Genomic DNA, 23,279 nt, shown 5'->3' with positions numbered 1-23,279 from the left:
GGGGGCGCCGGCGGGTCAGGCGGCCGGCTCGAACGACGCGGTCATGGCGTCCAGGCGGGCCCGGTTGGCCTCCCAGTTCGACTCCGGCGACACCAGGAACAGGGCGTAGCCCTTCTCCTCGGTGTGGAAGGCGCGGTTCACCGCGCGCATCCGGCCGCCGCGGCCGTCGAAGGTGAACTCCCAGTCGGCGGCGCTGACGTACTCGTCCAGGTAGGGCTCGTCCAGTTCGGTGATGCCCACCAATTCGTAGCCGCCGAAGTTGCCGGAGATCGCCGGCTCCTGCTCCTCCCAGTCCGCGCGGGCGTTGTCGCCCGGGCTGTCGGTCTGGTCCACCTGGAGGTAGCCGCCGCCGGGGATGGTGAAGAAGACGCTGGTGGCGGTCTCGCGCGAGGGGTCGACCTCCCAGCCGTCGGGGACGTCGACGGCGAACCCGGTGTCGTCCTCGTAGTGGTAGGTGTCGGGGTCGGGCTCCGGGGCGCCGTCCTCGGCCGGTGCCGGCTCCTCCGACGCCTCCGGCCCCTCCGCCGCGCCACCGCCCCCGTCGCCGGGCGACGCGGATGCGGCCTCGCCCTCGCCGGCGGTCGGCTCGGCGCCGGCGCCCTCGCCGCGGCTGCCCAGCCAGAAGCCGGTCGCGATGGCCACGGCGACGGCGAGGGCGGCGGCGACGAGCAGCACGGCGGTCCGGGTCCGGCCACCGCCGTCGGAGCCCGCGGTGGTGCGGACGGCGGTGCCGCTCCCCGCTCCGGCGCCCGGCGGGATGTGCGCCGTCGGCAGCGGGGACGACCCGGTGACCCTCTCGGGCGCCGGCAGCGCGGCGGGGGCCATGGCCAGCCCGGTGGCCGGAGCGGGCGCCGGCGCCGCGGGACGCTTCTTCTTCCGCCCCCGGTCGGCGTCGGCGACCTCCTGGAGCATGCGGGCGGTCTCGTGCACCGACGGCCGGCCCTCGGGGTCCTTGTCGAGGAGCCGCTCGATGAGGGGGCGCAGCGGGCCGGCCGCGGTGGGCGGCGGCACGTCCTCGGTGACGATGGCGGTGAGGGTCGCCACCGGCGTGGCCCGGTTGAACGGGGTGGTGCCCTGCACCGCCTGGTAGAGGGTGACGCCGAGCGACCACATGTCGGTGGCCGGGGTCGCCTTCTTGCCGTGGGCCTGCTCGGGCGCGAGGTAGCCGGGCGACCCGACGAGCAGCCCGGTGCGGGTGAGGTTGGTGGTGCCCTCCAGCCGGGCGATGCCGAAGTCGGTCAGCACGGCGCGGTCGCCCCGGGCGATCAGCACGTTGCCCGGCTTGATGTCGCGGTGCACGATGCCGCGTTCGTGGGCGACGGCGAGGGCCGCGACGACCTGGAGGCCGATCTTGGCCACCCGCTGCGGGGACTGCACCCCCTCCTGCTTGACCAGGTCGCCGAGCGAGGGACCGCGCACCAGCTCCATGACGATCCACGGCCGGTCGTCGATCTCCACCACGTCGAACACGGTGATGATGGAGGGGTGGCTGAGCTGCGCCGCGCTGCGCGCCTCGCGGAGCATGCGCGCCCGGAGCACGTCGATCTCCCCCTGCGGCAGGTGCGGCGGGATGATGAGCTCCTTGATGGCGACCGGCCGGTCCAGCAGCTCGTCGGTGCCCTGCCAGACCCGGCCCATGCCGCCTTCGCCGATCAGCTCGGACAGCCGGTAGCGGCCGGCGAGGAGGCGTCCGGACCGGGAGTGCTCAGTGCTCATGCGTGGGGGTTCCTCTGGGTCGGGCGGCGTCCGCCGGGCCGGAGCGTCACCTGGCGAGTGTAGAAGCACGCGACCGCGGCGAGCGCGGCGCCCGAGGGGCGCGGCCCGCCCTCAGGAGGGTCGCCGTGGGCGGGGGTCCGTGGTGATCTGGGCGGATGGCGGCCGCGCCGCGCCGCCCCGGTCCGGCACAACATTCTGCCGCTGCGGACGGGACGGCCGCGACCGCCGTCGGGTCCACCGCTACCCACGGAAACCGAATACGACACCAACGACCAATACGGCGTTTTTACCCGCGACACATCTCGGCATTGCGTACGATGAGGACGTGATATGCCCTAAGTGCCAAGGCCCGATGAAGACCTACGACCGCATGGGGATACACCTGGAGCAGTGCGGACGCTGCCGAGGGATCTTCCTCGACCACGGTGAGCTCGAGCAGATCCTGCGCGCGGAGCAGCACCACTACGGTGCCCCCGTGCCCGGCCACGCCGGCGCCCCCGTCTACGGCGACTCCCCGCGCGGCTACCGCGGCGGCCACTCCGACTCCCCCCGGCCGTTCCGGGGCGGCGGTCACGGCCACTCCGACTCCCCGCGCCCCTACGGCGGCGGCGGATACGGCCACTCCGACTCCCCGCGGCCCTACGGCCACAACAAGCGCCGCAAGAGCTTCCTGGAGAACCTGTTCGACTGACCGCGTGAACCTGCTCATCTGCGCGCGCTGCGGGGCGCGCACCGACCATCCTGTTGTGGAACCCGCCGGGCCGGTGGTCCGCTGCCTCGACTGCGGCCACCGGCAACCGTTCCACCGCCTGCCCCTGTACAGCGTCACGGGGCCCAGCGGCACCGGGAAGTCGACGGTCGCCCGGCTGCTCAACGAGCGCCTGGCCGACCGGTTCGTTGTCCTGGAGCAGGACCTGCTGTGGACGGCCGGACTGCGCGACGACGAGGACGGCGCGCACCGGCTGTTCCGGTCCACCTGGCTGCGCATGGCGTCGATGATCCACCAGTCCGGCCGCCCGGTCGTGCTGTGCGGCACGGTGGTGCCGCCGGAGTTCGAACCGCTCCCGGAGCGGGCGCTGTTCTCCGAGATCCGCTACCTGGCGCTGATGTGCGACCCGGACGTGCTCGCCGACCGGCTGCGCGGCCGCCCGGCGTGGCGGCAGTGGGACGAGGACCGCATCGCCGAGATGCTGGAGTACACGGCGTGGGTGCGCGGCACCGCCCACGAGATGGACCCGCCGGTCACCCTCCTCGACACCACCACCGCGCCGGTCGCCGCGACGGCCGACGCGGTCGTGGCGTGGATCGAACGCCACCACCGCGCCGACACCGCGGCGGCGCCGACCCCCTGACCCCCTGAGACCCCCGGTCCCCCGGGCCACCCGCCCGGGGGCCGGGGTGACGGACTTCCGTCCACAGGCCTGGGGATGTAGTGGGGGGCCGTGTGGCCTCCCACCCCCGAACACCCCGTCCGCAGGTCCGGGGAGGGAGCGGGGCCGCGCCGCCGTTCGGCTACCGTTGTCGCGACGCGCCACCTGGGAAGCGAGCGGATCCACCATGCCCCACCGCACCCCCCGCGCATCCGCCGCCGGCTCCTGGCAGTGGAGCCGCACCGCCGAGACCCGCCGCACCCTCCTGGCGGCGGCGCGCGAGGTCTTCACCGCCTCCGGGTTCGCCGAGGCGGGCGTGGCGGCCGTCGTCGAACGCGCCGGATCGAGCGTCGGCAGCCTCTACCACCACTTCGGCGGCAAGACCGAGCTGTTCCTCGCCCTGTGGGAGGAGCACCAGGCCGAGCAGGAGCGCCGGGCCGCGAGCGCGGTCTCCGCCGCCCGCGCCGCCGGCACGGACGACCCCCGCGCCCTGTTCACCGCGGGCGCCCGCGCCTTCCTGGACGGCGCCTGGGAGCACCGCGACCTGGTGCGCCTGTTCTCCGACGGCGACGGCCCGCCCGGCTTCGAACGCACCCGCCGCGCCCGCGACCGCGCCTGGGTCCGGCAGAACACCGCCCTCCTGGGGTCGGGCACCTCCCCCGCCGAGCGCGCGACGGTGGCCATCGTCACCACGGTCATCGCCGAGGCCGCCCGCGAGGTCGCCGTCTGCCCCACCCCCACCGAGGCCGCCGAGGTCACCACCACCACCCTCCGCCTCATCCCCCACCTCCTCCCCTGACCCGCGACCCGCCCGACACCGGAGTCGTGCGAGGCGGGTGCGGGGATGGGGGGCGGCGGGGGTGGAGGGGCCGACATGGGGGGTGGGGCACCGTAGGCTCAGGGGGCATCATCCGCCTGACGAGTCGCAGCCGAGGTAGTCGCACCGTGAGCCACGATCCCTTCGTTCACCTGCACGTCCACACCGAGTACTCGATGCTCGACGGCGCCGCGAAGTTGAAGCCGCTGTTCGCCGAGGCGAACCGGTTGGGCATGCCGGCGGTGGCGATGACCGACCACGGGAACATGTTCGGGGCCTACGAGTTCTGGCAGCAGTCCAAGGGCAGCGGGGTCAAGCCGATCATCGGCATCGAGGCGTACGTGGCCCCCGAGTCCCGGTTCCACAAGAAGCGGGTGAAGTGGGGGCAGGCCCGCGAGTCCGGGGACGAGTCCGCCGAGGGCGGCAAGGACGTCTCCGGCGGCGGCCGGTTCCTGCACATGACCATGTGGGCGAAGAACGCCCAGGGCCTGCGGAACCTGTTCCGGATGTCGTCGCTGGCGTCGTTCGAGGGCTACTACATGAAGCCCCGCATGGACCTGGAGCTGATGGCGCAGTACTCCGACGGCGTCATGGTGTCGACCGGGTGCCCCTCCGGCGGGGTGCAGACCCGGCTGCGGCTGGGCCAGGAGCAGGAGGCCATCGCCTACGCGGGGAAGCTCACCGAGATCTTCGGCCGCGACAACGTGCTGCTGGAGCTCATGGAGCACGGGGTGCCCATCGAGCGCGAGGTCCGCGACGGCCTGCTCGCCGTCGGCCGCAAGGTCGGCCTGCGCCCGCTCGTCACCAACGACTCCCACTACGTCACCGAGGACCAGGCCGAGGCGCACGACGCCCTGCTGGCCGTGGGCGTCGGCAAGAACCTGGACGACCCGAACCGGTTCAAGTTCAACGGGTCGGGCTACTACGTGAAGACGTCGGAGGAGATGCGCGCGCTGCTCTCCCTCGACGAGTGGGCGCAGGGCTGCGACAACACGCTGTGGGTGGCCGAGCAGGTCGAGGACGGCTGCTACGACGAGGTGTTCGCGCACCGCGACCTGATGCCGGAGTTCCCGGTCCCCGAGGGCGAGTCCCAGTCGTCGTGGCTGCGCAAGGAGGTCGCCCGCCTGGTGCCGACCCGCTACCCCGACGGCCCGAGTGACGAGGTGGCACAGCGCATCGAGTACGAGCTGTCGGTCATCGAGGAGATGGGCTTCCCCGCCTACTTCCTCGTGGTGTCCGATATCTGCCAGTACGCGCGCAAGAACGCGATCGCCCTCGGCCCCGGGCGCGGTTCGGCCGCCGGGTCGATGGTCGCCTACGTCCTCGGCATCACCGACCTCGACCCCGTGGCGCACGGCCTGCTGTTCGAGCGGTTCCTCAACCCCGAACGCGTGAGCATGCCCGATGTCGACCTGGACTTCGACGAACGCAAGCGCGGCGAGATGATCCGCTACGTCACCGAGCTGTACGGTGACGAGCGCGTCTCGCAGATCCTCACCTTCGGCACGATCAAGGCCAAGGCGGCCGTGAAGGACTCCACCCGGATCCTCGGCCTGCCCTACGTGATCGGCGACAAGATCACCAAGGCGTTCCCCCCGGCCGCGGGCGGCAAGGAGATCCCGCTGGCGGCGATCTTCGACGAGTCCCAGGAGCGCTACAGCGAGGCGTCCGAGCTGCGGCAGATGCACGAGAACGACCCCGAGACCCGCCGGGTGCTGGAGACCGCGCGCGGCATCGAGGGGCTGACCCGCGGCACCGGCGTGCACGCGGCCGGCGTCATCCTGTCCAAGGAGCCGCTGCTCGACGTCATCCCGCTGCACAAGCGCGACACGGACGGCGCCATCATCACGGGCTTCCCCTACCCTCAGTGCGAGGAGATGGGCCTGCTCAAGATGGACTTCCTGGGGCTGCGCAACCTCACCATCATCGACGACGCCATCCAGAACGTGAAGGCCAACGAGGGCGTCGACATCGACTGGAACGCCATCGGCCACGACGACCGCAAGACCTACGAGCTGCTGTCGCGCGGCGACACCCTGGGCGTGTTCCAGCTCGACGGTACGGCCATGCGGGCGCTGCTGCGGCGCATGCAGCCCAAGGCGTTCTCCGACATCACGGCCGTCAACGCGCTGTACCGTCCGGGTCCGATGGCGGCGAACGCGCACAACGACTACGCCGACCGGTCGAACGGCCGCCAGGAGATCACCCCGATCCACCCGGAGCTGGGCGAGGCGCTCGACCCGATCCTGTCGGAGACCTACCACGTCCTGGTCTACCAGGAGCAGATCATGGCGATCGCGCAGCAGCTCGCCGGGTACAGCCTGGGCGGCGCCGACCTGATGCGCCGGGCCATGGGCAAGAAGAAGAAGGAGGCCCTGGAGAAGGAGTACGTGACCTTCCAGGCGGGGATGCTGGAGCGCGGGTTCTCCCAGGACGCCATCACCACGCTGTGGGACGTCATGCTCCCGTTCTCCGGCTACGCGTTCAACAAGTCGCACGCGGCCGGGTACGCCATCCTGAGCTTCCGCACCGCCTACCTCAAGGCGAACCACCCCGCGTCCTACATGGCGGCGCTGCTGACCTCGGTGGCCGACTCCAAGGACAAGATGGCGGTCTACCTGGCCGAGTGCCGCAAGATGGGCATCCGGGTGCTGCCGCCGGACGTCAACGAGTCGGGCCTGCGCTTCACCGCCGTCGGCACCGACATCCGCTTCGGCATGGGCGCGGTGCGCAACGTGGGCGCGCCCGTGGTCGACTCGGTGGTGCGGACCCGCCGCGAGAAGGGCAAGTTCACGTCGTTCGTGGACTTCCTGTCCAAGGTGGAGCTGGTGGCCTGCAACAAGCGGGTCATCGAGTCGCTGATCAAGGCGGGTGCGTTCGACTCGCTCGGGCAGGCCCGCATGGACCTGTGCGACCACCACGAGAACGCGGTGGACGCCATGATCGGCGCGAAGAAGCAGGAGGCCAACGGGCAGTTCGACCTGTTCGGCGGGGGCGAGCCCAGCGATGAGCCGGCAGCCCCGATCGGCCTGAACATCTCCTGGCACGAGCGCGAGTGGGACCGCAAGACCAAGCTGGCCCTGGAGCGCGAGATGCTCGGCCTGTACGTGTCGAGCCACCCGCTGGCCGGCGCCGAGCGCATCCTCGCCCGCAACCGCGACACCTCCATCCTGGAGATCGTGAACGGCGAGCGGCGGCACATGAGCGACGTGCGGATCGCCGGGCTGATCTCCTCGGTCGAGCGCCGGGTGAGCAAGACCGGCAACCCGTGGGCGAAGGTGGTCATCGAGGACCTCGACGGCTCCACCGAGGCGCTGTTCTTCGCCGAGGCGTACACCCTGTACTCCGAGGTGCTGGTGGGCGACACCGCCGTGGCGATCAAGGGGCGGGTCAAGGAGCGCGAGGGCGAGTACTCGGTGCAGGCGTCGGAGCTGACCGTGCTCGACATCGCGCACGTGTCCGAGGGGCCGCCGCCGGTGCTGCTGACCGTGCAGGAGCAGCGGGTCACCCCCGACCTGGTGGCCGAGCTGAAGCGGGTGCTGGAGTCCCACCGCGGCGAGACCCCGGTGACCCTGCGGGCCGAGCACCCGATCGCCACGCGCATCTACGAGCTGCCCGACTACGCCGTGCGGTTCGGCCCGGAGTTCTCGGGCGAGATCAAGTCGCTGCTCGGCGCCGAGGCGATCACCTACTGACGGCCGCCTGCCGGCGGCGCACGCGCGGGCGCGGGTCCCCTCTCCGGGGGCCCGCGCCCGCGGCGTCGGGTCAGCGGACCGAGGCGGTGTCGCGGCGGGGTGCCGCGGCGGCCGTCCGGCCGGTGCCGGCGTGGTCGTCGGCGAGCGGGGTGAACGCCCGCAGCCGCAGGCTGTTGGTCACCACGAAGACGCTGGAGAACGCCATGGCGGCGCCCGCGATCATCGGGTTGAGCAGCCCGGCCGCGGCCAGCGGCAGCGCCGCCACGTTGTAGGCGAAGGCCCAGAACAGGTTGCCGCGGATGGTGGCGAGCGTGCGCCGCGCCAGCCGGATGGCGTCGGCGGCGACGCGCAGGTCGCCGCGGACCAGGGTGAGGTCGCCGGCCTCGATGGCGACGTCGGTGCCGGTGCCCATGGCCAGGCCGAGGTCGGCCTTGGCGAGCGCCGCGGCGTCGTTGACCCCGTCGCCGACCATGGCGACCGTCCGCCCCTCGGCCTGGAGCCGGGCGACGGCGGCCACCTTGTCCTGGGGCAGGACCTCGGCGACGACCTCGTCGATGCCGACCTGGGCGGCGACGGCGCGGGCCGCCCCGGCGTTGTCGCCGGTGAGCAGGATGGGGGTGAGCCCGAGGGCGCGGAACCGGCGGACGGCCTCGGCGCTGGTGGGCTTGACGGTGTCGGAGACCACCAGGACCGCGCGGGCCGCGCCGTCCCAGCCGACCGCGACGGCGGTCGCGCCCTCGGCCTCGGCGTCCGCCTTGGCGCGCTCCAGGTCGGCGGGCAGGTGCTGGGACCAGTCGGCCAGGAGCGAGGTGCGGCCGACGACCACGGCGTGGCCGTCGACGGTGCCCCGCACGCCCTTGCCCTCGACGGCGGCGAAGTCCTCGACGCGGCCGAGCGCGCCGGCGCGGGCGGCCGCGCCCTTGGCGACGGCCTGGGCGATGGGGTGCTCGGAGGCGTCCTCCAGCGCCCCGGCGAGCCGGAGCGCCTCGGCCTCGTCCTCCCCTTCGGCGGTGATGACGCGGGTCAGCGCCATGCGGCCGGTGGTGACGGTGCCGGTCTTGTCGAGCACGATGGTGTCGATGCCGCGCGTGGTCTCCAGCACCTCGGGGCCCTTGATGAGGATGCCGAGCTGGGCGCCGCGCCCGGTGCCGACGAGCAGCGCGGTGGGCGTGGCCAGGCCGAGCGCGCACGGGCAGGCGATGATCAGCACGGCGACGGCGGCGGTGAACGCGGCGGTGGCGGTGCCGCCGGTGCCGAGCCAGAACCCGAGGGTGGCGACGGCGAGCACGATGACGATGGGCACGAAGACGCCGGACACCCGGTCGGCGAGGCGCTGCACCTCGGCCTTGCCGTTCTGCGCGTCCTCGACCATGCGGGCCATCTGGGCGAGCTGGGTGTCGGCGCCGACCCGGGTGGCGCGGACCGCGAGCCGGCCGCCGGCGTTGACCGTGGCGCCCGCGACGGCGGAGCCGGGACCGACCTCCACCGGCACGGATTCGCCGGTCAGCATGCTCATGTCGACGGCGGAGGTGCCCTCCTCGACGGTGCCGTCGGTGGCGATCTTCTCGCCGGGGCGCACGACGAACAGGTCGCCCTCGGCGAGGTCGCCGATGGGGACGCGGGTCTCGGTGCCGCCGCGCAGGACCGCGACGTCCTTGGCGCCGAGTTCGAGCAGGGCGCGCAGCGCGGCCCCGGCCCGGCGCTTGGAGCGGGCCTCGAAGTAGCGGCCGGCCAGGATGAAGGTGGTGACCCCGGCGGCGACCTCCAGGTAGATGTTGGCGGAGCCGTCGCCGCGGGCGATGGTGAACTCGAACGGGTGCACCATGCCGGGTTCGCCCGCGCTGCCGAGGAACAGCGCGTACAGCGACCACGCGAACGCGGCGATGGTCCCCAGCGACACCAGGGTGTCCATGGTGGCCGCGCCGAGCCGGAGGTTCTTCCACGCGGCGGCGTGGAACGGCAGCGCGCCCCAGACGAGCACGGGGGCGGCGAGGGCGAGCGAGGCCCACTGCCAGTACGTGAACTGCAGCGCCGGGACCATCGCCATGGCGACCACCGGGACCGACAGGACGGCGCTCACGACGAGCCGGGTGCGCAGCGCCCGCTCGGGGTCGTCCTCGGCGGGGGCCGCCCCGGTGGCGTCGGGCGCGGGCGGCGCGGGCAGGGCGGCGGTGTAGCCGGCCTTCTCGACCTGGGCGACGAGGTCGTCGGGCGTGACGCCGCCGCCGTAGACGACCCGCGCCTTCTCGGTGGCGTAGTTGACGGTGGCGGTGACCCCGTCGAGCCGGTTCAGCCGCTTCTCGACGCGGTTGGCGCAGGAGGCGCAGGTCATGCCGCCGATGGACAGTTCGATCCGCCGGTCGGTGCCGCCGGGGGCGGCGCCGTCCGCCCGCGGGGTGTGTTCGGTACTGCCGTCCATCACTGGACCTCCTGGGAACGAGTGTATAGGGGGTGGGAGTATCCGGCCGGGGCGGCGGTCAGTGGCCGTGCTCCTCCGGGGCGCCGCCGTCCTCGGCGGGCGGTGCCGCACCGCCGTCGGCATCGACGGCGAACACGGCGGTCCGCACCTCGCCGCCGTGCTGGAAGTCGAGGTAGAGCCGGTAGCCGCCGGCCGAGGGGACCTCGGCCCGGAAGGCGATGTCGGGGCCGGGGGCGGTGGCGCCGTCGCCGGGGGCGCCCTCGGGGTGGACGTGCAGGTAGGCGAGGTCGTCCTCGCGCAGGGCGACGAGGTGCCCGTAGGCGCCGAGGTAGGGCTCCAGGTCGGTGACCTCGGCGCCGTCGCGGCGGACGGTGAAGGTCAGGTCGCCGGTGGCGCCGGGTTCGAGCGCGCCGGACAGTTCGACCTCGTAGCCGTCGACCTCGGCGGTGGCGGACACCGGGGGCGGGTCGGCGGGGCGGTAGGCGCCGGGGACCGCGAGGTCGGTGCCGAGGACGAGGCCGTCGCCGCCTCCCATGGGGACGAAGTCGGCGTACATCCGGTAGGGCCCGGGGTCGTCCAGGGTGGTGCGGACGGTCCACACGCCGTCGCCGTCCATGCGCGGGTGCAGGTGCTGATACCCGGTGAGGTCGCGGCCGACGACGATGAGGTGCATGCGCTTCTCGTGGGCGACCTCGAACCCGGTGACGGGGTCGCCGCCGGGGCCGATCACCCGGAAGGAGAGGTCGCCCTCCTCGTCCGCCGCGCCGGGGGCGGCCAGGGTCTCCAGCCGGTAGCCGTCGGCGGCGACCTGGAGGCCGGCGGGCACGGGCGCGCCGGCCGGGGCGGGGGCGGTGTCGTCGTGGGCGTGCCCGCCGCCGGCATCGGCGGCGCCGTCCGCGGCGGCGGGCAGCAGCGGGTCGGCCAGCCGGCCGGCCCCGAACGCGCCGGCGAACGCGACGGCGAGCCCGAGGCCGTAGACGCCCAGCCGGGTGGCGGTGTTCACGCCCGCACCCCGGCCACGCGGTAGCCGGCCTCGTCGACGGCGGCGCGGACGGCGCCGTCGTCCAGGGGGCCGTCGGCGGTGACGGTGACCCGTCCGGTGTCCACGGCGACGTCGACCCCGGTGACCCCGGGAACCGCGCCGACCTCGCGGCCGACGGATGTGGCGCAGTGCCCGCAGGTCATTCCCTCGACGTCGTAGACCCGGGTGGTGCCGGTGCCCGCCATGTGTGCCTCCTGGGGTAGGGGGTGTCCGCCGGACGCTCCGCCCGGCGCTCACTCAAGAAATACCATACCCCCCTAGGGTATGCAATCGGCGTGCGCCCACCCGGCAGGGGATGGCGGGGGCCGCCCGATGGAGCCCCGGATCAGCCCCGGACCGGCCCCCGGTGGACGACGGCGGTGAGGTCGCGGGGGTCGATCTCGTCCCGGCAGTCGGGGCAGACCATGACCGGGTCCATGGCGGCGCCGCAGGTGCGGTGCACGACGGTCACCGGCGGGCCCTGGTCGTCGGCCATCCACCGGTCGCCCCAGACGCGCAGCGCCGTCAGCACGGTGTGCAGGTCGCGGCCCTTGTCCGTGAGCCGGTACTCGAACCGGTCGGGCCGCTCGCTGTAGCGGACGCGGGCGAGCACGCCGTCCTCGACCAGGCCGGCCAGCCGCTCGGCGAGCACCCGCCGCGACGCGCCGACCCGCTCGTGGAAGTCCTCGAAGCGCCGGGTGCCGAGGAAGGCCTCGCGCAGGACCAGCATCACCCAGCGGTCGCCCACCACGGACAGCGCCCGGGCCACCGAGCAGGGGACGCCGCCGATCTCGCTCCATCGCATACGGGCCAGTCTAGTTATTGAGTTCCGAAACGATACTGACTAAGTTCCTTTATGGAACCCACCGGTGGCCGCCGCTCCGGCCGCCCCCTCCGGCCCGCCCGCCTCCGCCCCCCACCCCTCCGCGACCAAGGGAGCGACATGCGCCTCACCGACGGCCCCGCCACCTCCGCCGAGGTCCTGGTCTCCGCCCTCGCCTCCCGCGTCTGGGCGGTCGCCACCGACATCACCGCACCCGCGCGCTTCGGCGGCGAACTGGAGGCGGCGGCCTGGCTCGACGGCGCCGACCGCCCGCGCGTGGGCGCCCGGTTCACCGGCCGCAACCGCAACGACGCCCTGGGCGCGTGGGAGACCACCTCCGTCGTGACCGCCTGCGCGCCCGAGGAGGCCTTCGGCTGGGACGTGTACGTCGACGGCGCCCCGGAGCCCGGCGCGTCGTGGCGGTTCGACCTCCGCCCGCTCGGCGCCGCCACCCTGCTCCGCCTGGGCGTCCGCCTGGGCCCGGGGCACTCGCACGTCCGGACCTACATCGCCCGCCACCCCGACCGCGAGGAGCGCGTGGTGGCGGTGCGGCTCGCCCAGTTGGACGCGAATATCCGGCGGACGCTCGACGGCGTCCGGGCGGCCGCCGAGGCGCCCCGCACCGCACCGGCCGCCGCCGGGCCGGCTCCGGCACGGTAAGGCGCGGCCGCAAACACGGCCGCGGGACGGGCGGAAACGTCCTCGGCGGCCACCGGCCCCATCCCCCGATGTCCGGCATGTGGCGACATTCCAGTGGGGCGGTTCCCTGCCGTCCGTCCGCTTCGTCCGACCCGCCGACCGCGCCCGTCGCCGCGCGCGGTTGGCGGCCCACCGGAGGGGACACAACCCTGACGTGCGGGCCGACCGCCCGCGCCGCCCCCTCCGGCGTCCGCACCGGGCCCCCGGGCGCGCCGGCCAGCGTACGGAGGACCGCCATGTCCCGCCTGCCCCGCCTGCTCACCGGCACGGCGCTGACCGCCGCCGCCCTCGCCGCGCTTACCGGCACCGCCGCGGCTGCGGTGCCGGCCGGTTACACCGTCCTCACCGTCGTCTCCACCCCGGGCCACGTCACCGTCTACGCCACCGACGCCTCGGGCGCCGTCGACATGGTCGCCGTCGGCCTCGACTGACACCGCCCGGCCGGACCGGCCGCCGGGCGGCTACGCTGCCCGCTGTGACCGTGCTGAAGTCGACCGTCCTGTTCGCCCTCGCCGCGCTGGCCGAGATCGGCGGCGCCTGGCTCGTCTGGCAGGGGGTGCGCGAGCACCGGGGCCTGCTGTGGGCGGGCGCCGGCGTGCTCGCGCTGGGCGCCTACGGCTTCGTCGCCACCCTCCAGCCCGACGCGGACTTCGGCCGGGTGCTGGCCGCCTACGGGGGCGTCTTCATCGCCGGCTCCCTGGCGTGGGGCATGGCGCTCGACGGCTTCCGCCCCGACCGCTACGACGTCGCGGGCGCGCTGATCTGCCTGGTGGGCGTGGCGGTGATCATGTTCGCGCCCCGGGGCGGCTGACCGCCTGGTCGGCCGCGAGCACGAGGCGGGCGATGGGCCGCCCGCTGACCGGGTGCGGGTCGCAGGTGAACCCCGCCTTGCGGAACATCCGCACGGTGCCCGTGTAGACCTCGGCGCTCGGCGCCCGCCCGCCGGCGGTGTCGACGGGGTACGCCTCCAGGACCCGGGCCCCGTTCGCGCGGGCGTGGTCGACGGCGGCGTCGAGCAGCCGCCCGCCCAGGCCCTTGCGGCGGCGGCGCGGCGGCATCCAGAAGCAGACCACCGACCACACGCCGGGCTCATCGGGGTCGACCGGGCGCAGCGACCGCGACCGGGCCAGGCGGACGTAGTCGCCGCGCGGGGCGACCGACACCCAGCCGCACGGCTCGGCCCCCTCGTAGGCGAGCAGCCCGGGGACCGCGCCGTCGAGGGTGAGCCGGCGCAGCTCCGCGCGGTTGGCCGCGCCCCGCTCCGGCGGGGGGCACGAGACGCTGGCCACGTAGTCCTTGGCCCGGCGCCGGAAGAAGACGCACCAGCAGTGCCCATAGGCCCCGGTGCGGCCGAACAGCCGCTCCAGGTCCGCCCACCGCTCCGGGGTGGCGGGCTCGATCGCGACGTCGGTCATCCGACCCCCTCGGCGCAGGCTGCGATGGTGACCTAGAACACTAGCGACTCAACGCGAGGCGCGGCACCCTCTCCGTGACGACATCGACCCTTACGCGCGGTTATCGACCGAACGGGCGGTGTCTACGCCCCTGCGGCGTTCCGCGCCCCGCCCGGCGGGGCCTCCGCCGCGCGGGCGGCCCGCAGTTCGGCGATCTCGGCGCGCAGCGCCCGCACCTCCACCAGCACCGGGTCGTCGGCGTCGGGCCGGCCGTCGACGTCGTGCTCCAGCGCTTCCACCGCCACCGCGATGAACAGGTTGAGGCCGATGAACGTCGACGCCAGGATGAACCCGACGAAGAACACCCACGCCGCCGGCTGCTCGTCCATCACGCTCCGCGCGATCTCCCCCCAGCTGTCCCCGGTCATGATCTGGAACAGGGTGAACAGCGAGGTCAGGATGTCGCTGAAGTGCTGCGGCGCGTTCGCCCGGAACAGGTTGGTGGCCATCACCGCGGCGACGTAGAGCAGCAGCCCCACCAGGAACGCGATCGACGCCATCCCCGGCAGCGCCTTCAGCAGCCCGGTCACCACGTGGCGCAGCGTGGGCACCACCGACAGCAGGCGCAGCACCCGCAGCACGCGCAGCACCCGCAGCACCGCGAACGGCCCCGACGCCGGGAGCAGCGCGATGCCGACGATGACCAGGTCGAACCAGCCCCAGGGGTCGCGCAGGAACGCGCCGCGGTGCGCGTAGATCCGCAGCGCCAGCTCCGCGACGAAGACCGCGAGCACCATCAGGTCGAGGCGGCGCAGCAGCGCCCCGTGCTCGGCCATAAGAGCGGGCGAGGTCTCCAGGCCCAGGAGCAGCCCGTTGAACAGGATCAGGGTGATGATCGCCGCTTGGAACCAGCGCGCCTCCACCACGCGCCGGGCCCGGTCTCGCATGGCCAACGAACAGGCTCCGTCCACGTCCTCGTGCCGCTGCGGCCGAGCCTATCGAGGGATGATCTTCCCCGATCCGGCGAAAGGCCCCGGAACGGAAATACGACCGCTATCGGCCGCATCCGGCCACACCCGGGCGCCCGCCGCCCGGGCCGGGAAACGCCGCGGCCCCCGGTGCGCGGGGCACCGGGGGCCGCGGCTCGGCGCGGGCGGGTCAGTCGGTGACCCGGCTCGGCGGCTGCCGGTAGACCATGTCGGCGTACTCGCGGTGCCGCTGGATCCACCCCTTCACGAACGGGCACAGCGGCAGCACGCTCAGCCCGTGCGTCCGCACGTCGTCCAGCGCTCCCCGGACCAGGGCGCTGCCCACGCCCTTGCCCTCGTACGACGGGTCGACCTCGGTGTGGGTGAAGACGACCATCTCGTCGGTGCGGATGTACTCCGCGAACCCGGCGGTGGCGGCGCCGTCGCGCGCCTCGTACCGGCGCTCCGCCGGGCGGTCGGTGACGGTCAGCTCCATGGCTCTCCCTTGCGGTGGTAGGGGTCGGTGGCGCCCTGATCGCAGGCGAGGTCGTCGACGGGCCACCCCAGCAGCCCGGCCCCCGCATGGTAGGCCGCGTCGTAGAACTCCAGCACGGCGCGGCGCGGATCGGGCGCCCGGCGGGCCTCCGCGTAGCGCAGCAGGGCCAGATGCCCGCCGCCGCTGCCGGTCCACTCGCCGCCCTCGGGCAGCGGGCGCGCGGTGAGGCCCGGCGGTTCGGGCATCGTGTAGGAGTAGAACGCCGGCTCGGGGACGGTGTCGTCGCCGAACCAGAACCCGAAGCTCACGGCCTCCCGCGAGTACGCCTCCCGCAGCAGCGGCCCCGCCTCGCGCGGCTGCGGTACCCGGGTGTCGCTGAACCGCGTCACCGCGATGTCGAAGGTGTGCCAGAAGTGGTGCACCGGGCTGGTCTTGCCGGAGTACCCCCCGGCGAACTCCTCCAGCACCAGGTTGACCTGCGACAGCACCCGCCAGTACCGGGTGGCGGCGGCGGTGTCGTAGGCGGCGTGCTCGGTGTCCTCGGCGAACGGCCGGTCGGCGTCGGGCAGGTCGTAGGGGTGCGGCCGGCGGATACGGGCGTGCACGCCCAGCCCCTCCAGGGCGCCCAGCACCTCCTGGTAGAAGGACGACACGCTGTGCCCGGGCAGCGCGAACGACGCCGACCGCCCGTCCACCGTCGCCGCGGTGAGCCGGTGGCCCACCAGGTCGAGGTCGATCGTGAACAGCGGGTTGCCGTCGACCAGCCCCATGGGCCGCGTGGTCAGCCCGGTGCCCGTCAGGTGCAGCGGCACGTGCCACCAGTGGTTGCGCCGCGGCGCGGACGCCAACCGGATCTTGCCCACCACCTGGAGGAACCGGTGCAGGGTCTCCTTGGTGTCGACCCACTCCGACAGCGGCAGCGGCGGGAACAGCTCCATCCCGGCCTCCTCTCCCCCGCGGCCTCGCCGCGGCTCACGACCAGCCGCGCCGCGCCGGGCGCGTCGCGCGCGTCGGCAGCCGGTCGCGGGTGCGGTAGACGACGTAGGGCCGGAACAGGTACCCCACGGGTGCGCTGAACGCGTGGACCAGCCGGGTGAACGGGAACAGCGCGAACAGGGCGAGCCCCACGAGCGCGTGCACGTGGAACGGAAGGGTCGCGGCCGCCATGGCGTCGACGCGCGGGTCGAGCACCCAGACGCCGCGGAACCACACCGACACGGTGTCGCGGTAGTCGTGGCCGCCGCGCCCGGCCAGGTCGGCGCCCGCCGAGACCAGCGTGGTGGCCAGCCCGGCGAGGATCGCCAGCACGAGCACCGCGTACATCAGCTTGTCGTTGCGCGTGGTGGCGCTGAACACCGGCCCGGTGGTGCGCCGCCGCCACACCAGCAGCGCGACGCCGCCCAGGGTGCACACCCCGGCGACCGCGCCCAGCACCAGCGCCACCACGTGGTAGGCGGCGTCGGGCACCCCCGCCGCCTCCGTCCACCCCTTGGGGACGAGCAGCCCCATGGCGTGCCCGGCGATGACGACGAGCAGCCCGAAGTGGAACAGCGGGCTGCCCACGCGCAGCAGCCGCGACTCGTAGAGCTGCGAGGACCGCGTGGTCCAGCCGAACTTGTCGTAGCGGTAGCGCCACACCGTGCCCCCGACGAACACCGCCAGCACCACGTACGGCAGCACCCCCCACAGCAGCAGGTCCACCAGGTCCGGCGGCGGCGCGCTCACCGCGCCCCCTCGGCGGCCGGGGCGCCGCCGGGGCGCGGGCCGGGCATGCCCAGCGGCACCGGCCCCCCGTAGGGGGCCAGGCCGACCTCCTCGGCGGGCGGCCCGGCGGCGGCGAGCCGGCGCACCGCCTCGCGGTGGCCGGCGTGCGGGGCGGGCAGCGTGGCCGCGACGGCGTCGAGGACCGCAGCGTAGGGCGTCCCGCACGCGCGCAGCGCCGCGCGCAGCAGCTCCAGGCCGGGTTGGAACCGGACCAGCAGCGCCTCGCCGCGCCGCGCGTCGCCGCGCGCGGCGAACTCCAGCAGCACCGCGAGGTGGTCGGGCAGCTCCGGCGCCTCCAGCTCCCAGCCGCACGCGGCGTACTCCGCCTTGACCTCGGCCAGGGCGTGGCCGCGGCGGCGGGTGTCGCCGTCGGTGTAGTAGGTCAGGTGCAGGGTGCGGCGGCGGCGCAGGTCGAACGTCGCCACGTAGTGGGCGCCCAGCTCCAGCTCCGGGGTGCTCGCGGCGTGGTCGCAGAACCCGGTGAGGTCGGCGCGCGGGGCGCTGTCGGGCAGCGCGAGCAGCGCCCGGTAGACCACCGGCAGCCGCTCGAAGAACGCCTCGTCGGGGTAGCCGAGCAGGACCGACGCCGCCTGGCGCAGCACGGCGCACACGCGGGCGGGGTCGGCGGGGTCGCGGACCGTCATGCGTCCTCCCTCCGGTCGCGGGCCCCGTCCCGGGGCGGGAAGAGCCCGTCGGGGCGGCCGTTGCCGTCCCAGTTGAGCAGGTTGGTCCGGCGCGGCCCGCCCCGCGCCCGGACGTCGCTGGTCTGGCGGGCGCGCAGGGCGTGGAAGGTCTCGACGCCCACCGGGTCGGGCCGGCCGGAGGCCTCGCCGAACGGAGGCCGGCCGCCCATGCCGCCCATGCCGGGGCCGCCCTCGAAGTCGAGGGAGCACGCGACCTCCTCCACGGCGCCCCGGTCGGCGTCGTCGACCCCGTAGGCGGTGGGGATGACGTAGCGGTCGTCGTACTTGGCGATGGCGAGCAGCCGGTACAGCTCCTCGATCGTGTCGCCGTCCATGCCGACGGCGGCCGCGATCGACGGGTCCCGCTCCTGGCCGAGGTTGACCCGGCGCATGTGCGCCCGCATGGCGGCCAGCCGGCGCAGCACCGCGGTGACCGGGGCGGGGTCGCCCGCGGTGAAGAGTTCGGCGAGGTAGGCGACGGGGATGCGCAGCGTCTCGATCGCGCCGAACAGGTTGCCCGCGTCCTCACCGTCGTGGCCGGTGCCGGTGAGGGTGTCCACCACCGGCGACAGCGGGGGGATGTACCAGACCATCGGCAGGGTGCGGAACTCCGGGTGCAGCGGCAGCGCCACCCGGTGCTGCACGGCGAGCGCGTACACCGGTGAGCGCCGGGCCGCGTCGATCCACCGGTCCGGGATGCCGTCGCGGCGGGCGGCCGCCGCCACCTCCGGATCGGCGGGGTCGAGCAGCAGGTCGAGCTGGGCCGGGTAGAGGTCGTGCTCGTCGGGGACCGCGGCGGCGGCGCCCACCCGGTCGACGTCGTAGAGCACCACGCCGAGGTAGCGCAGCCGCCCCACGCAGGTCTCGGAGCACACGGTGGGCAGGCCGACCTCGACGCGCGGATAGCACATCGTGCACTTCTCGGCCTTGCCGGTCTTGTGGTTGAAGTACACCTTCTTGTACGGGCAGCCGGTGACGCACATCCGCCAGCCCCGGCACCGGTCCTGGTCGACGAGCACGATGCCGTCCTCGGCGCGCTTGTACATCGCCCCGCTCGGGCAGCTCGCCACGCACGACGGGTTCAGGCAGTGCTCGCAGATGCGCGGCAGGTAGAACATGAACGCCTGCTCGAAGGAGAAGCGCACCTGCTCGCCGAGGCGGCGCACGATCGGGTCGTGGACGCCCAGCTCCTCGCCGCCGCCCAGGTCGTCGTCCCAGTTCGCACTCCAGGTGATGGCCATGGGCTCGCCGCTGATGAGCGACCTCGGGGGCGCCACGGGCATGTCGTCGCCGAGCGGGGCGGCCACCAGGTTCTCGTAGTCGTAGGTCCACGGCTCGTAGTAGTCCTGGATGGCGGGCATGACCGGGTTGGCGAAGATGGTGGCCAGCTTGCGCAGCCGCCCGCCCGCGCGCGGCACCAGCCGGCCGGTCGCGGTGCGCCGCCACCCGCCCTTCCACCGCTCCTGGTCCTGGTAGCCGCGCGGGTAGCCCTGGCCGGGCCGGGTCTCGACGTTGTTGAACCAGACGTACTCCACCCCGCTGCGGTTGGTCCACGCCTGCTTGCACGTCACCGAGCAGGTGTGGCAGCCGATGCACTTGTCCAGGTTCATCACCATGGCGACCTGCGCCATGACCCGGCCGATCCGCTCCGCCATCTAGTACCTCACCTCGGTCGTGCGCCGGCGCACCACGGTGACCTCGTCGCGCTGGTTGCCGGTCGGTCCGATGTAGTTGAACCCGTAGGCGAACTGGGCGTAGCCGCCGATCAGGTGGGTGGGCTTGACCAGCAGCCGGGTCAGCGAGTTGTGGATGCCGCCGCGCCGCCCGGTGGTCTCGGTCTTCGGCGTGTCGACCACCCGTTCCAGGGCGTGGTAGATGAACACGGTCCCGGTCGGCATGCGGTGCGACACCACCAGCCGGGCGGCCACCACCCCGTTGCGGTTGACCGCCTCCACCCAGTCGTTGTCGCGGGCGCCGATGGCGGCGGCGTCGGCCGGGCTCATCCACATCGACGGCCCGCCCCGGGACAGGCTGAGCATCAGCAGGTTGTCCTGGTACTCGGAGTGGATGGACCACTTGGAGTGCGGGGTCAGGTAGCGCACCACCACCTCGCGCCGCCCCTTGGGGCCGATGCGGGGCTCGCCGAACAGCAGGTGCATGTCGAGCGGGGGCCGGTACACCGGCAGCGCCTCGCCGAACTCCAGCATCCAGTCGTGGTCGACGTAGAAGTGCTGGCGGCCGGTGAGGGTGTGCCACGGCTTGTCGTGCTCGACGTTGACGGTGAACGGCGCGTACCTGCGGTCGGGCGCCTCCTTGCCCGACCACTCCGGGCTGGCGCCGACCGGGGTCGGGCGGGCCTGGGTGTCGGCGAACACGATGCGCCGCTCCCGGCCGCCGTGGACCAGCTCGTCCATGTCGGTGCCGGTGCGCTCGGCCAGCCGGGCGAAGCCCTGCGCGGCCAGCCGCCCGTTGGTGGTCCCCGACAGGGCGAGGATCATCTCGCACGCCTTGACGTCGGTGTCGATGAGCGGGCGGCCGTCGGCGGCCCCGCCCCGGGCCGTCCCGTTGGCCTCGCGCAGCCAGGCGATCTCGACGTCGGGCGTGAACTCCACCCCCTTGACCGGCAGGCCCTTGGTCTCCGCCAGCGGCCCGACCGCGGCGAGCTTCTCGGCCACCGCGCCGTAGTCGCGGCGCACCGCCGTGATGGCCGGCATCGTCGCCCCGGGCACCGGCACCACCCCGGTCCCCTTCCAGTCGGGCGCGGTGCCCTTGGGCTGGGCCAGCTCCCCCGGGGTGTCGTGCTGGTGCGGGACCGCCACCAGGTCGGTGGCGGTCCCCAGGTGCTCGCGCGCCAGCTCGCTGAACCGGGCGGCGAGCGCGTGGAAGGCGTCGAAGTCGCTGCGCGCCTGCCACGGCGGGTCGATGGCCGGGGTGAACGCGTGCACGAACGGGTGCATGTCAGTGGTCGACAGGTCGTACTTCTCGTACCAGGTGGCGGCGGGCAGCACGATGTCGGACAGCAGCGTGGTGCTGGTCATCCGGAAGTCGATCGACAGCAGCAGGTCGAGCTTGCCCTCCGGCGCGTCCGCGCGCCACACGACGTCGCGCGGCCGGTGCTCGGGCCCCGCCTCGCCGCCCTGCACGGCGGCGGACGTGCCGAGCAGGTGGCGCAGGAAGTACTCGTTGCCCTTGGCCGAGGACCCCAGCAGGTTGGCCCGCCACACGTCGAGCACCCGCGGCCAGTTGCCGGGGTCGTCGGGGTCCTCCGCGGCGAACCGGAGGCGCCCGCCGGCAAGCTCCCCGGCGACGTACTCGGCGGGGTCGCGGCCCGCCTCCTCGGCGGCCCGCGCCAGGTCGAGCGGGTTGCGGTCGAACGTCGGGTAGGACGGCAGCCAGCCCATCCGCGCCGACGCGGCCACCAGGTCGGCGGTGTGCCGCCCGGCGAGCCGGCCCGGACCGGTGGGGGCGGTCAGCGCGTCGGCGCCGTAGGTGTCGTAGCGCCACTGGTCGGTGTGCAGGTACCAGTAGGCGGTGCCGGCCATGAACCGCGCCGGGCGGGTCCAGTCCGACGCCGACGCGTAGGCCGCCCACCCGGCCTGGGTGCGGCACTTCTCCTGGCCCACGTAGTGCGCCCACCCGCCCCCGTTGACGCCCTGGCAGCCGGTGAGCAGCAGCAGGGTCAGGAACGCGCGGTACATGGTGTCGCCGTGGAACCACTGGTTGGTGCCCGCGCCGAGGATGATCATCGACCGGCCGCCCGTGGCCGCCGCGGTGTCGGCGAACTCGCGGGCGATGCGGACCGCCCGCTCGGCCGGCACCCCGGTGACCGCCTCCTGCCAGGCGGGCGTGCACGGCGCCGACACGTCGTCGTAGCCCGACGGCCACGCCCCGGGCAGGCCGGGGCGGCCCACCCCGTACTGGGCGAGCAGCAGGTCGAACACCGTGGTCACCAGGTGGCCGCCGATCCGGCGCACCGGCACCCCGCGCGGCACCGTGCGGCCGGTGCCGCCGTCGGCGTCGAACCGGGGCAGCGCGACCTCGGCCGTGCCCGCGCCGGGGTGGCCGAGCAGGGTCAGCATCGGCTCGCGGCCGCCCAGGTCCAGGTTCCACCGGCCGCGGCCGTCGTCGCCCCACCGGTGGCCGAGGGTGCCGTCGGGCACCACCACCTCGCCGGCGGCGTCCAGGAACAGCGGCTTCCACGCCGCGTTGGGGAGTCCGGCGGTGCTCGGCAGGTCGGCGGCGGTGAGGAACTTGCCGGGGACCCGGCGCCCGTCGCGCTCGCCCAGGGAGACGAGGAACGGCAGGTCGGTGTACTTGCGCACGTAGCGGTCGAACGCCTCGTTGCGCGCGTCGGCGAAGTACTCGCGCAGCACCACGTGCCCCATGGCCATGGCGAGCGCGCCGTCGGTGCCGGGGCGCGGGTGCAGCCACTCGTCGGCGAACTTGGTGGCGTCGCTGTAGTCGGGCGAGACCACCACGACCTTCTGGCCCCGGTAGCGGGCCTCGGCCATCCAGTGGGCGTCGGGGGTGCGGGTGACCGGCACGTTCGACCCCCACAGCACCAGGTAGGCGGCGTCCCACCAGTCACCGGACTCGGGGACGTCGGTCTGGTCGCCGAAGACGTGCGGGGAGGCCACCGGCAGGTCGGCGTACCAGTCGTAGAACGACAGCATCGAGCCGCCGATGAGGTTGAGGAAGCGCGCCCCCACCCCGTGCGAGACCTGCGACATCGCGGGGATCGGCGAGAACCCGGCGATCCGGTCCGGGCCGTGGGCGCGGATCGCGTGCACGTGCGCGGCGGCCGCGATCTCCAGCGCCTCGGCCCACTCCAGGCGCACCAGCCCGCCCTTGCCGCGCGCCCGCTGGTAGCGGCGGCGCCGCTCCGGGTCGGTGGTGACCTCGGCCCAGGCCGCGACCGGGTCGCCGAGCCGGGCGCGGGCCTCGCGGTACATCTCGACCAGCACCCCGCGCCCGTAGGGGTAGCGCACCCGCGTGGGCGAATAGGTGTACCAGGAGAACGCGGCGCCCCGGGGGCAGCCGCGCGGCTCGTACTCGGGCCGGTCGGGGCCCACCGACGGGTAGTCGGTCGCCTGGGTCTCCCAGGTGATGATGCCGTCCTTGACGTAGACGTTCCACGAGCAGGAGCCCGTGCAGTTCACCCCGTGGGTCGACCGCACCACCTTGTCGTGGCTCCACCGGTCGCGGTAGAAGACGTCGCCCTCGCGGCCGCCCTCGCGGAACACCGCGCGGTTATCGGGGGTCGTCCGCGAACGCCCCAGGAGAATTCCGGTACGCAGCAGGAGATCGGTGTCGCTCACGTCGCCACGTGGGGCTTTACCGTCGTCAGACATATTCGTTCCCCGTTTTTTGCGTACCGCCGAAACGCAGGACGGCACCGCCGGAACAATGGAATC

The 23,279-nt window shown here is 74.0% G+C and carries 20 protein-coding genes; 7 read left to right on the top strand and 13 right to left on the bottom strand.

What is annotated here, in order from left to right; genetic code table 11:
- Positions 1-15: 15 nt before the first annotated feature.
- Positions 16-1,716: a serine/threonine-protein kinase gene (locus tag NT8_RS06140; protein ID WP_067965159.1), complete on the bottom strand. Its 1,701-nt coding sequence runs from the start codon at positions 1,714-1,716 to the stop codon at positions 16-18.
- A gap of 325 nt (positions 1,717-2,041) precedes the next feature.
- Between NT8_RS06140 and NT8_RS30680 the strand changes: the two genes are divergently transcribed.
- The 4 genes from NT8_RS30680 (at position 2,042) to dnaE (ending at position 7,598) form a co-directional block, all read left to right on the top strand.
- Positions 2,042-2,407, top strand: coding sequence for a TFIIB-type zinc ribbon-containing protein (locus NT8_RS30680; RefSeq protein WP_281203389.1), 366 nt, complete (start codon positions 2,042-2,044; stop codon positions 2,405-2,407).
- A gap of 4 nt (positions 2,408-2,411) precedes the next feature.
- Positions 2,412-3,068 carry an AAA family ATPase gene (locus tag NT8_RS06130; protein ID WP_084468678.1) on the top strand — a complete coding sequence of 219 codons (657 nt, stop codon included), beginning with the start codon at positions 2,412-2,414 and terminating at the stop codon, positions 3,066-3,068.
- Between the two features lie 205 nt (positions 3,069-3,273).
- Positions 3,274-3,885, top strand: coding sequence for a TetR/AcrR family transcriptional regulator (locus NT8_RS06125; protein ID WP_067965154.1), 612 nt, complete (start codon positions 3,274-3,276; stop codon positions 3,883-3,885).
- A 194-nt stretch (positions 3,886-4,079) separates the two neighbouring features.
- The gene (dnaE, locus tag NT8_RS06120) at positions 4,080-7,598 is read left to right on the top strand and encodes a DNA polymerase III subunit alpha (RefSeq protein WP_067965182.1); all 3,519 of its coding nucleotides are present in this window, start codon (positions 4,080-4,082) and stop codon (positions 7,596-7,598) included.
- Positions 7,599-7,668: 70 nt separating this feature from the next.
- Here the strand turns inward: dnaE and NT8_RS06115 are convergent, their stop codons facing one another.
- The 4 genes from NT8_RS06115 to NT8_RS06100 all read right to left on the bottom strand — a co-directional run bounded on the left by NT8_RS06115 (position 7,669) and on the right by NT8_RS06100 (position 11,843).
- A complete protein-coding gene (locus tag NT8_RS06115; RefSeq protein ID WP_067965153.1) occupies positions 7,669-10,017 on the bottom strand; it encodes a heavy metal translocating P-type ATPase in 2,349 nt (782 codons plus the stop codon).
- Between the two features lie 58 nt (positions 10,018-10,075).
- Positions 10,076-11,020: a hypothetical protein gene (locus NT8_RS06110; protein WP_067965151.1), complete on the bottom strand. Its 945-nt coding sequence runs from the start codon at positions 11,018-11,020 to the stop codon at positions 10,076-10,078.
- Positions 11,017-11,244: a heavy-metal-associated domain-containing protein gene (locus NT8_RS06105; RefSeq protein ID WP_067965149.1), complete on the bottom strand. Its 228-nt coding sequence runs from the start codon at positions 11,242-11,244 to the stop codon at positions 11,017-11,019. Before NT8_RS06105 ends, NT8_RS06110 begins: the two co-directional genes overlap by 4 nt.
- A 140-nt stretch (positions 11,245-11,384) precedes the next feature.
- Entirely contained in the window at positions 11,385-11,843 is a 459-nt protein-coding gene (locus NT8_RS06100) for a winged helix-turn-helix transcriptional regulator (RefSeq protein ID WP_067965147.1), read from the bottom strand.
- 138 nt (positions 11,844-11,981) lie between these two features.
- Between NT8_RS06100 and NT8_RS06095 the strand changes: the two genes are divergently transcribed.
- From NT8_RS06095 to NT8_RS06085, 3 genes are all read left to right on the top strand, one after another.
- Positions 11,982-12,521: an SRPBCC family protein gene (locus NT8_RS06095; RefSeq protein WP_067965144.1), complete on the top strand. Its 540-nt coding sequence runs from the start codon at positions 11,982-11,984 to the stop codon at positions 12,519-12,521.
- 275 nt (positions 12,522-12,796) lie between these two features.
- The gene (locus NT8_RS06090; RefSeq protein ID WP_067965142.1) at positions 12,797-12,991 is read left to right on the top strand and encodes a hypothetical protein; all 195 of its coding nucleotides are present in this window, start codon (positions 12,797-12,799) and stop codon (positions 12,989-12,991) included.
- Positions 12,992-13,035: 44 nt separating this feature from the next.
- Complete coding sequence (locus NT8_RS06085; RefSeq protein ID WP_067965140.1) at positions 13,036-13,371, top strand: YnfA family protein; 336 nt, start codon at positions 13,036-13,038, stop codon at positions 13,369-13,371.
- Here NT8_RS06085 and NT8_RS06080 read toward each other — a convergent pair.
- The 8 genes from NT8_RS06080 to NT8_RS06045 form a co-directional block, all read right to left on the bottom strand.
- Positions 13,346-13,975 (bottom strand): GNAT family N-acetyltransferase, encoded by a 630-nt coding sequence (locus NT8_RS06080; RefSeq protein WP_067965138.1) that lies wholly within the window; start codon positions 13,973-13,975, stop codon positions 13,346-13,348. The two genes, NT8_RS06085 and NT8_RS06080, sit on opposite strands and share 26 nt — an antisense overlap.
- Positions 13,976-14,097: 122 nt before the next feature.
- Positions 14,098-14,901: an ion transporter gene (locus NT8_RS06075; protein ID WP_067965136.1), complete on the bottom strand. Its 804-nt coding sequence runs from the start codon at positions 14,899-14,901 to the stop codon at positions 14,098-14,100.
- A 211-nt stretch (positions 14,902-15,112) separates the two neighbouring features.
- Complete coding sequence (locus NT8_RS06070) at positions 15,113-15,418, bottom strand: GNAT family N-acetyltransferase (protein WP_067965134.1); 306 nt, start codon at positions 15,416-15,418, stop codon at positions 15,113-15,115.
- On the bottom strand, positions 15,409-16,356 hold the full coding sequence (locus NT8_RS06065; RefSeq protein WP_067965132.1) for a DUF5996 family protein: 948 nt from the start codon (positions 16,354-16,356) through the stop codon (positions 15,409-15,411). The genes NT8_RS06070 and NT8_RS06065 overlap by 10 nt, the downstream gene beginning before the upstream one ends.
- A gap of 34 nt (positions 16,357-16,390) precedes the next feature.
- Positions 16,391-17,143 carry a respiratory nitrate reductase subunit gamma gene (gene narI, locus NT8_RS06060; protein ID WP_245646051.1) on the bottom strand — a complete coding sequence of 251 codons (753 nt, stop codon included), beginning with the start codon at positions 17,141-17,143 and terminating at the stop codon, positions 16,391-16,393.
- The gene (gene narJ / locus NT8_RS06055; RefSeq protein WP_067965131.1) at positions 17,140-17,826 is read right to left on the bottom strand and encodes a nitrate reductase molybdenum cofactor assembly chaperone; all 687 of its coding nucleotides are present in this window, start codon (positions 17,824-17,826) and stop codon (positions 17,140-17,142) included. Before narJ ends, narI begins: the two co-directional genes overlap by 4 nt.
- Complete coding sequence (gene narH, locus NT8_RS06050; protein WP_067965129.1) at positions 17,823-19,520, bottom strand: nitrate reductase subunit beta; 1,698 nt, start codon at positions 19,518-19,520, stop codon at positions 17,823-17,825. The genes narJ and narH overlap by 4 nt, the downstream gene beginning before the upstream one ends.
- Positions 19,521-23,216, bottom strand: coding sequence for a nitrate reductase subunit alpha (locus tag NT8_RS06045; protein WP_067965127.1), 3,696 nt, complete (start codon positions 23,214-23,216; stop codon positions 19,521-19,523).
- Positions 23,217-23,279: the final 63 nt, after the last annotated feature.

It is taken from the genome of Nocardiopsis trehalosi NBRC 14201 (genome assembly GCF_001552555.1).
Taxonomy (GTDB): Bacteria; Actinomycetota; Actinomycetes; order Streptosporangiales; family Streptosporangiaceae; genus Nocardiopsis_B; species Nocardiopsis_B trehalosi.
Note: the sequence above shows the minus strand (reverse complement) of the source record. Positions and strands in the feature narration are given on the sequence as shown.